Consider the following 7,387-nt stretch of genomic DNA (forward strand, 5'->3'; position numbering starts at 1 on the left):
CTCTGATAGCCCTTTTTATTTGTTTTATTCCATATCTAATTGGTTTATTTTTTTCATTATCTATATGCATTCACTTTCATTATTCATTTCTCCTCCTTCATTTGGTAGAACAGACTACATCAGGATCACATCCTTCCTTATTTAAGGTATCGGTATGGCTCTGGCTGATCGGAGCAGTTTATATCTTGTTGATGGCTTTGGCTATAACTGCTCCAGTGTATCAGATTAGAAAATTGTACGGGACTTGGATGAAATCTGATGCTAAAGCTTTTGTTTCCGTAATTTTCAGCTCTTTCCTAGCCGTTATCATCCTGCGCTGGATTCATTATTCTAGCCGTATCCTGGTGCTGATTGCTGCTGCTGCCTTAACCAGATTAGATCTTCAAACAGAAGGATACGGTGAATGGCAGGCTTTCTGGATTATCTGTGGGGTTTCTCTAACAGGTTTTAGTCTAGGGTTATTACTAAATCAGTTACTAATAGCAATTTTATCAATAGGGGGAGTTTGAGGGGGAAAGAATACCCCATCTTCTTAAGGTGGGGATGAATTTCCCTCTCAAATATTTAAGGTAATCGACCAGTCTTACCTAGCGATTCTAGGTACTCAGACAAGTTTAAACCTGCCTTGATCGCCATTTGTTTCAAACCTTCCCATGCCGCATCTGTTGTTCTAACTGTATGCGCTTTCTTCGCCTCTCCATGTATTGGTGGTCTCCCAGTTCTTTTTCCCATAATGTTGACATCTGTATTTCGATAAGCTATAATTAATGTAGCATAAACAGAAAAGTCGAATAAATGCAGCTAGGGTACTCCTATAAACTCAAGCCAAACCGACAACAAGAAGCCACGATGAAAAAATGGCTTGACATGTTGCGATCAGAATACAACTACCTATTAAGAGATAGAAATGACTCTTATGATCAGGTAAAAGCTCCAAGGTTGGGTAATTACTGCGATCTGAGAAGTGGTGGAGAGGTGTGCCCGCTGACTTGTTCTGTAAGCAGAAATCATTCCGTGGGTTACCCCTGGAAAAACAGCAAAAAAAATCCAAGGAGGAGTGCGTATGAGGCTCACAGTTCAAATCTTCCAATTCTCAAGAAGGAGAGACCTTGGTACAAAATAATCCATTCAACTGTTCTGCAACAAACCCTAAGGCAGTTAGATGTCGCATTCTCTAAGTTTTTTAAGGGAGAGACTGGATATCCAAAGCCTAAAAGAAGGTCACGATTCAGAAGCTTCAAGTATGCTCCTGGTCAAGTAAAACTAGATGGGAACAAAATATATCTTCCGGGTATTGGTTGGATGGGTTTTTATAACTCTCGCCCTATTCCTGAAGGATTCACTCTAAAGTCTGTCACTGTTCGTAAGAAAGCTCGCGGATGGTTTGTAAGTCTTCAAATTGAAGATAAATCAGTGCCAACTACTCTGGGAAAAGACAAAAGCGAGATTAATCCTATAAAGGTTAAAGGTTGTGACTTAGGTATCAACAAACTGGTTAGTATATCTGATGGAACAACAATAGCTAACCCGGCTAAACAAGAGTTTTTCAAGCGCAGAGAAAGGCGCTTAAAACTCAGACAGAAGGCGGCTAGCAGAAAAAGAAAAGGGTCTAAAAATAGAGGTAAGTCTTACGTCAAAGTAGCCTCGCTTCATGAACAGATTACTAACAAACGTAGTGCATATCACTGGGATGTCGCTAATAAATTAGTCAATGGAACAGATGCCTTGATCTTTGAGGATCTGAACATTAAGGCAATGAAGTCTCGGTGTAAACCATTACCCAACGAGAATGGCGGATATGACCGTAATGGACAATCTGCTAAGCGAGGTTTAAATCGCTCAATATCTAATGCAGCTTGGGGCGAACTAGTCAAAAAGGTAGAGGTCGTGGCTGCGAAGTCAGGCATACCGGTAGTCAAAATAAATCCCAAGTATACGTCTCAAAAATGTCCAAAATGTCATCACGTCAGTAAAAATAACAGAAAAAAAGAGAAGTTTGTCTGTACCAACTGTGGTCACTATGATGACGCCGATGTTAATGGGGCAGTAAATATTAAATTAAGGGGTCTTAAAAAACTGGGAATTGACCCTAACCAGCTACCTCCGGTGCGGGGGAAAGTCACGCCCATGGAGATAACAGTCTCTTAGAGATTGTGCCTGGGAATCCCCATCCCTGCGACGGGTGGGGAGGTTCAAAGCCATGTTGATAGAGATTAGTGTCGGCTTTTTAGTAATGGGTAATGGGTAATGGGTCATGGGTAATGGGTCATGGGTAATGGGTCATGGGTCATGGCGATCTCCGAGTCGTCAACCTTGGCCTTTCGGCCACGCTACGCGAACAATCGTCAACCTACCCTACACCGAACGCCAAAGGCGAACAACCTTCTAACCTTCTAACCTTCTAACCTTCAACCTTCTAACCTTCTAACCTTCAACCTTCTAACCTTCAACCTTCAAACCTTCAACCTTCTAACCTTCAACCTTCTAACCTTAAACACTATTAATCTGTCTGGGGCATTTTAATTTTCACTGCTCCTTCTGGTGTGATGATAACTTTACCACCTAGGGCTTCAATTCTACTAATAGCAATTTTGCTAGTGCGAGGGTCAGGGGAGTTATTTAAAACCATTGACCAAGCACTTACTTGAGCTATCTTACTAGTAGGATTGCGACTTATAAATTTAGCAGTGTTGCGGGAAATTTCAGCAACGTTTTGACTTTGCGCATCAGGGGATTGACTTGCCCAATCGGCTGATTTATCAAAGGATTGTTGGGCGGCTTTAGGGTCACCCAAAAATAATAATTCATCAATTCCTTTGTAACGCCACACATAATAAGACTGAGGAGGAACTTTAGGGGATAGTGACTGGAGTCCTTTTTCCATTAAGGCGACAGATTTTTCTGGCATTCCTGCATATAAGGAGCTACTGCTAGATAGAAAGAAATAGGCGGTTAAAAATTTGGGGTCTCGGTTTATAATAACCTCAAAGTACTCTGGGCTAAGCTGATAGCTAGTAATTTGGCGAGCGTCTTGATCACCAAAGTATTGAAGGAAATTCAGAAATACCCAGTCAGCTAATAGATTATCGAAGCCAAATGTAGGTAGTCTCTCAAGCAGATTGAGATACACTTGTGTTGCTTCTACGTCTCGCTGGAGGTCTGCGGGTGAGATGTTTTTGGAGCTTTGTTTAAGGGCATTGAGTTGGGGTTGCTGTAGCTTTCCAACTGCTAATATACAACCTAGGAGAATTATGATTGCTCCTAGGGATTGGGTTAGTCTTTGAGGAAATTGCCAAGGCATCTGTTGTCGAAGATGAAGTATTAAGTATCAAGTACCGAGGAGCTGAGGGGGTGACATGAGCACTAAAAAGCTTAGTAGATAAGGCTTTGATGCCAATGAGCTCAGGGAAGATACAGTCCCAAATTAACCCTCGATTCATTTAATGGCAAGCTCAAACCCTTATAACTACGTCCAAGGTCGCGCCCAAAACAGAATGTATCTTTTTGTAACTTATGGGCTGAAATTATTACCCAGTAAGGATTTAAGCTTGCATGTCACCCCCCCAGGAGTTTTCATTATCCTTCGGGGGCTCGTTCTTCCTTCTCCATCTACTCAGACTTTCTTCTTCTTGGCAACCCCCTCTTGGCAATGCTTTCAGCTACTTGTGTCAGTCAGCCAGGGTAAGAGGTGACAAATCCTGTGTACCTCATAGTTATGAAAAACATAGTTATGAAAAACGCTGTACTTTCCATAGACTTTACTTATACCTAAACTGCTATATATTATTAATCCATGTATACAAATATGTGTCCTTTTTGAAATCATCCAAATTCATGCAACGTCGTGACCTTCTCTTTAAATATGGAGTTCCAGGCCTTTTAGCTACTGTTGCTCTTGTACAGCAGTATGCTTCCCATCAATTGTCTCTTACCCCTTGGAAAGGCGGAGGGTTTGGCATGTTTTCTACCCTTGATTCACCAGCCGCCCGCTTCCTTCGAATCTATATTGTGACTGACAAAGGGAAGACTCAGGTCAACTTACCAAAATGGTTGGGTAAGCTCGCAACGGAGGTACGCACGATCCCCACAAAAAACCGTCTATTACGTCTGACTCGTGAGCTGGCTCAAAGCCAATGGATAAGTTACGCTTCGCCTAGCTCCGAGCCACCTACTTTCAATGCCAGTGAAAGAGATACCTCAAGGAACTACCTCTCCAACTTGGATTCGGAGGCTCCCGATCTTATAGATCGCCAAAGCCAAGTCCAACTTCAAATACAACGATTAACCCAATTATTGCCTCCGGAAGTTCTAAAAAAAGGTAAATCACTACCTAGTAAGGCTGAATTTGTCGCTGTTAAAGAGGTGCAAGTTGAAGTATGGCAATATATGTTTGATCCTGAATCAAGCCAGGTCAAGGCACACAAACTTTCATCATCTGTCGTCAAAAGATTGTCCTAAAGAGATTTGAAGAGTATGAGTATCTCAAAAAGTAGCCAGGTGGAGATTCAGAAACAGCCAGCAACGGAGATAAATACAGATGAGATAAACCTAAGTTTGGGAGCTTTTATACGCTATATCAGGGAAGCAGATATATTTGATTTGTCGGCAATCATGACTCTGCTACTGCTGTTGACTTATCCTACCGATTTTTGGTACGTGGTAGTGCCAGTCCGAATTCTTTGCATTTTAGGACTTGTCTATCCAGCTTGGCAGCGGAATTACAGATTTTGGCTCTTGATTACTAGCATCGTTTTGGCAGGTGACCTCTACAACTGGTTCACCATAGACAACCATAAGTACCTTTTGGCCTACTGGTGCTTGGCGATGTGCTTCTCTGCCCGAAGTAGCAATGTTAAAGAAACACTTGCAGTAAATGCGAGACTACTGATTGGCCTGTGTTTTCTTTTCGCAACAATCTGGAAAATTATCTCTCCTGATTTTCTCAATAGCATAGCGTTTCACCATATTCTTTTGACCGATGTGCGCTTTGCCAATGTTGTGGATCTGCTTGGAGGGTTGCCCAAGGATCTCCTTGCTGAAAATCGGTCAACCCTTAGTAGTCTAGTTGCTCCCATGAGCAATCTCCAGTCAGTTGTATTGCAAGACTCTCAAACTGTTGGGATATTGGCTAAATTGTTCACCTATTGGGGTGGGGCGATCGAAGCTCTCGTGGCGATCGCTTTTCTGTTTACCAAAGCTCAGTGGCTGTCCAAGTTACGTGATCTATTTCTGTTAACGTTTATAGTCACAACCTATGCGATCGCACCTGTTATGGGTTTTGGCTGGACGCTGATTATTATGGGCATTTCACAAGCAGAGCCCACCTTTAAAAACATCCGCTTGTACTATGTACTGGCATTTGTTCTACTCCAAATCTACCTATTTCCCTGGAGAGACATTGTTGAAAATTCACTTGGTTTCCTTAGTTGATACTCTCGGTATTAACCTTGGGGATAATCGGGTTACTATTGACAGATTTAAGACAGGATTATAATACCCACCGACATATATCTATAGCTTAGGTACTGACTTTTTTACACTATTAAAAAATACTAATTTTGAGAGTGTTGACAGGGTTAAAGCCATCCTCTGTGTATGGGAATAAACTTTCACTTCCCATACCTGGTGATAATTGAAACCTGTAAGGGGTAGATCTCATATTGGCAAAAAAAACGGAAAGTGTGGGAACCAGGCCAGAAGAAGACGGTAAACGCATCTAATCTTATGATGCCTATATTATATATAGTCTTTATTAAATTCAATAGATCCTATACATATATATAAGACATTGTCAACAATCACAATCACGCCTGGTTTATCAGAAATATCTCATGTTTATTGACAAGATAACTATACCCTGTATAATTAAGCAGGTGGACAAAATCAATTCCACATTTAACTCACATCTTGCACCATTCTCAATAAGCTTGGTTGATGTAGGGTGGGCAGTGCACCAGACAGATAATGAAGCTTACAAACCGCGTTGCTAGGCACTGCCCACCCTACGATTAATGACAATGGTGCAATATCTCAGTTTAATAAAACTCAAAGCCTTACAATGTAAGGGTTACAGAGATAGCGATTAGGTAATTATTTCTGCGATCGCTGCTTATCAAGTTATAGCTTTAGGAGATAGGTATGAGTTGTCCCTTACGCTAGTGCCCCTTGGGTAGATTTTCTTGGAAAATCAGAAAGCTGATGGCTGATCAGAAAATCACCAATAAAGCCCTATTATGTCAGAGGATATCTGAAAAGTTTTTTTATACTGAATTTTGCCCCCCTAGCCCCCCAACTTTGGGGGGAACAAGAGTCAATTTGCTTCTAAAAGTCCCCCGCCCCCCTAACCCCCCAATTCTGGGGGGAATTAGCGGATGCTTCGCTTTTTGACAGATGGGGACCAACGGGGGCTTGGATGTAGCAAATGAGACTTTTCAGACAACCTATCAATGACAAACAAATTCATCTAACATTCTAGAAGCCTTGGTCAGAAAAGATTCCAAAATTCATAAGTAAAAGTACTTATCTCATGAATCTCATATCCACTAGGCATTCCAAAATAAGATGCATTGACCCTGCTATTATGTCCTAGATAAACAAAATTTTTCCATCCAAGTCAATTCGGTATCAGGAACAGTAAAACCATGAAAGCAGCAATATTTTTATATGATGGAGACTGCGGTTTTTGTAATGCCACTGTTCTGTTTCTTCTAGAAAGAACAAAGCTGACATCATTACTGTTTTGTCCTCTCCAATCCAAATATGCTGAGAATTTCTTCGCTGAGCATGGGTATCAGCCCCCTGATCTAACCACTGCATATCTCTTTTATAATGGCCGTCTTTATCAAAAGAGTTCAGCGGTTCTGATGGCAATTACCTTAGCAGAAGGACCGGTTAGGAATCTAGGGATATTTTTGGCTATTCCCCCATTTATTCGAGATGGTGTGTACAATTTGATTTCTTCAGTACGTAAACAGATACAGCTAGGCCAAAGTAGTTGTCGGTTATTGACCCCTCAAGAGCGCCAAAGGTTTCTGTTACTATGAGTCAGTATTATAATTTTTACCTTACTTTGTTGCTGGCTTCTCAACTCCTACCCCCATTTACTTTCAAAGCCTTTCATCTCCATATTTAACCTTAGCCTGCGATAATTTTACCTGGAGGAGCAAGAAAGATTAGAAAGGTTATTTAGGGGCACTATAAATTAAATATAGCAATCCTAAATGATCTGTGAATAGAGATAGGGGTAAAATACTGATAATATCATAGGGAGTTATAGATAAATCAACTGTTTAAAACCTATTTAGAGATGCTATAGCAATTCTATTTCCCATGAGGGACAAAGGGATCCCCCTAAATCCCCCTTAAAAAGGGCAGGGCTGAAGAACAC

At 41.2% G+C, this 7,387-nt stretch carries 8 protein-coding genes; 6 read left to right on the forward strand and 2 right to left on the reverse strand.

Annotated features, from left to right (window positions below; genetic code table 11):
- Positions 1-509 (forward strand): hypothetical protein (locus F6J99_RS38450; protein WP_365975111.1); only part of this gene is annotated, 509 nt, incomplete at its 5' end.
- A 55-nt stretch (positions 510-564) separates the two neighbouring features.
- Here F6J99_RS38450 and F6J99_RS38455 read toward each other — a convergent pair.
- On the reverse strand, positions 565-732 hold the full coding sequence (locus F6J99_RS38455; protein WP_198954039.1) for a hypothetical protein: 168 nt from the start codon (positions 730-732) through the stop codon (positions 565-567).
- A gap of 117 nt (positions 733-849) precedes the next feature.
- Here F6J99_RS38455 and F6J99_RS38460 point away from each other — a divergent pair, with 117 nt between their 5' ends.
- Together F6J99_RS38460 and F6J99_RS38465 are read left to right on the forward strand one after the other, a co-directional pair.
- A complete protein-coding gene (locus F6J99_RS38460; protein WP_293121232.1) occupies positions 850-2,148 on the forward strand; it encodes a transposase in 1,299 nt (432 codons plus the stop codon).
- 106 nt (positions 2,149-2,254) lie between these two features.
- Positions 2,255-2,389 (forward strand): hypothetical protein, encoded by a 135-nt coding sequence (locus F6J99_RS38465; protein ID WP_293121234.1) that lies wholly within the window; start codon positions 2,255-2,257, stop codon positions 2,387-2,389.
- A 111-nt stretch (positions 2,390-2,500) separates the two neighbouring features.
- On the opposite strand, the gene F6J99_RS38470 is transcribed toward F6J99_RS38465, so the two are convergent.
- Positions 2,501-3,301: a hypothetical protein gene (locus F6J99_RS38470; RefSeq protein ID WP_293121236.1), complete on the reverse strand. Its 801-nt coding sequence runs from the start codon at positions 3,299-3,301 to the stop codon at positions 2,501-2,503.
- A gap of 533 nt (positions 3,302-3,834) precedes the next feature.
- Between F6J99_RS38470 and F6J99_RS38475 the strand changes: the two genes are divergently transcribed.
- From F6J99_RS38475 to F6J99_RS38485, 3 genes are all read left to right on the forward strand, one after another.
- Positions 3,835-4,458: a hypothetical protein gene (locus F6J99_RS38475; protein WP_293121238.1), complete on the forward strand. Its 624-nt coding sequence runs from the start codon at positions 3,835-3,837 to the stop codon at positions 4,456-4,458.
- 15 nt (positions 4,459-4,473) lie between these two features.
- Positions 4,474-5,430, forward strand: coding sequence for a hypothetical protein (locus F6J99_RS38480; protein WP_293121240.1), 957 nt, complete (start codon positions 4,474-4,476; stop codon positions 5,428-5,430).
- Between the two features lie 1,211 nt (positions 5,431-6,641).
- Positions 6,642-7,043: a DCC1-like thiol-disulfide oxidoreductase family protein gene (locus F6J99_RS38485; protein ID WP_293121242.1), complete on the forward strand. Its 402-nt coding sequence runs from the start codon at positions 6,642-6,644 to the stop codon at positions 7,041-7,043.
- Positions 7,044-7,387 lie beyond the last annotated feature (344 nt).

Origin of the sequence: Moorena sp. SIO4G3, assembly GCF_010692305.1 — a bacterium.
Classification (GTDB): Bacteria; Cyanobacteriota; Cyanobacteriia; order Cyanobacteriales; family Coleofasciculaceae; genus Moorena; species Moorena producens_A.